We start from the raw sequence: 1,758 nt of genomic DNA, 5'->3' as shown, positions 1-1,758 counted from the left end.
TCCGCCAGCGAGATCACCCGCGACGACTTCGTCCCAGGCGCAGGCTCCAACTCGTACAACGTCACAACAGGACCGGGGCGAACGTTGATGATTTCGCCCTTGACGTTGAAATCCCACAGCACGTTCTCGAGCGTCGCGGCATTCTCCTGCAGCACTTCCACCGGCACGTCGGCGCTGTCCCAGATCTTCGGCTCCGCCAGAAGATCCAGAGACGGAAGGTGGAACTCGAAAGAGGCTCTCACCGGCGCGGAGACGCCGACGGAAACTGACGCATAATTGTCGCGGCTCTCACGACGGAAGCTGTCGTTGGCCGGCACCGGCACGCTAGGAGCATGGCTGGCGCGCGGGGGTGTCACGACGGCTGCGCGCCGCGTCGGCACCCCGACAACGCTCTCGTCGATCGCGTCCTCGTCGTCGACGAGATCATCGCCAGGCGCCATCTGCAGATCGTCCACCTGCGCATCGACGTCGTCCTCCTCCCACGGCAGCAATTCGGGTGCGGCTGGAGGAAGTGGCGTCGGAACGGGCGCAGCGACGGCGACCGGGGGAGTCGCCTTCTTCACGGCCGGAGCTCTCTCCTCCTGCCTGGTCTCGATGGGCGCGGGCACGAGAGCCGAGGCCGAAGGGGTCGGCAGGGTCGGATCGAGCAGATACGTCCCCGGCTGCCACATGAAGCTGTAGGATTGCTGGATGGCGGGAAGTTCGTAAGGGGCAGGACTGCTCTTGACGGGCGGTGCAGGCGGCGTGACCGGGCGCGGCGAAGGAGCCGGTTCGGCCGCGGCGGGACCAGCCGGCACATGCCTCTGAGGCGCGTCTCCGCGCGGCCTGACCGGAGCGACCCGCCTGGCCTGGTCGGGAGCCTGCGGCGGTGTTCTGGTGAAAGCGCGCGCCGTGGCACTCCCAGTCTCCTGGGAAGCTGCTTTGCTTTGAAGGGCGCGCAGCCGTTCCTGAACGGCGGGAGCCGGATCCGCGGCCCTCATCGACGCGATCTCCCGGGCCTGCCTTTCGTCACCGTCGGTCGCCGGCTGTGCGGGTGTCTGCATTCTGCGCTCTTTGAGAACCCGCTCGGGGGTGCGCGTGAAGCGCACGTCCGGAGACATGGAGAACGACTGCTCCCAGACGTCGCCACGCGGCGCGCCGTTCGGCCCTCTGTCCCGAAGAGCGCGGCTGCTGTCGAACGCCTCTCGCGAGCCGGAGCGTGGATCAGCCGTTCTCGGCCTTCCGATGCCCGGCCGGGGATCGACGTTGCCCATGGGCGCACCTTCAGCCACTCGCTGCCGTTCGAACGACGGGAACGCCGAAGGGTTCGGACCGCTTGCCGCGATGGCAGGCTGCGGATGTTCGATCGGAGCGCCCGTCGGCACCTGATTGTCAGTATCGGGATGCTTTTCATCGTCCCGCGTGAGGGAGCCATAACCATGGGCGGCGGAAGATGGGGACCGTCGTTTGAAATTCATTGTCTGTTATGGTGTTGGGGCTGAACGAGTCGGCCCGAGAGGAGGTTCGATCCGATTACGCCCGTCAAAGGTAAAAAGAGGATTAGGAGGCGAGCACCGGTCTCCTTGCACCCGACTTGGCACCCGACTTGTCCCCAGCACGATATAGTGCATCAGGGTCTTCAAACCGGCCTCCATCGACCCCATATTCTTCCTTGCACAAGGTATCCCCTCCCCTTCCAGCGCCGGCATTTGCGGTTCCTTTGAAGAAGTCGCTTGCAAAGTGTCTGGGAGGGTTTATATGAGCGCCTCCCTTGAGGGT

General features: G+C 65.2%; 2 protein-coding genes. Both read right to left on the bottom strand.

What is annotated here, in order from left to right; all coding sequences use genetic code 11:
* Window positions 1-1,253, bottom strand: a 1,253-nt coding sequence (locus KBI52_RS01645; RefSeq protein WP_305797866.1) for a DNA translocase FtsK, incomplete at its 3' end; no start/stop codon positions are given.
* Window positions 1,254-1,539: 286 nt separating this feature from the next.
* The coding region (locus tag KBI52_RS01640; protein ID WP_210804891.1) for a hypothetical protein at window positions 1,540-1,758 on the bottom strand (219 nt) is incomplete at its 5' end.

This window comes from Microvirga sp. HBU67558, assembly GCF_018069605.1.
Taxonomy (GTDB): Bacteria; Pseudomonadota; Alphaproteobacteria; order Rhizobiales; family Beijerinckiaceae; genus Microvirga; species Microvirga terrae.
This window is presented reverse-complemented; position numbering and strand designations above follow the sequence as displayed.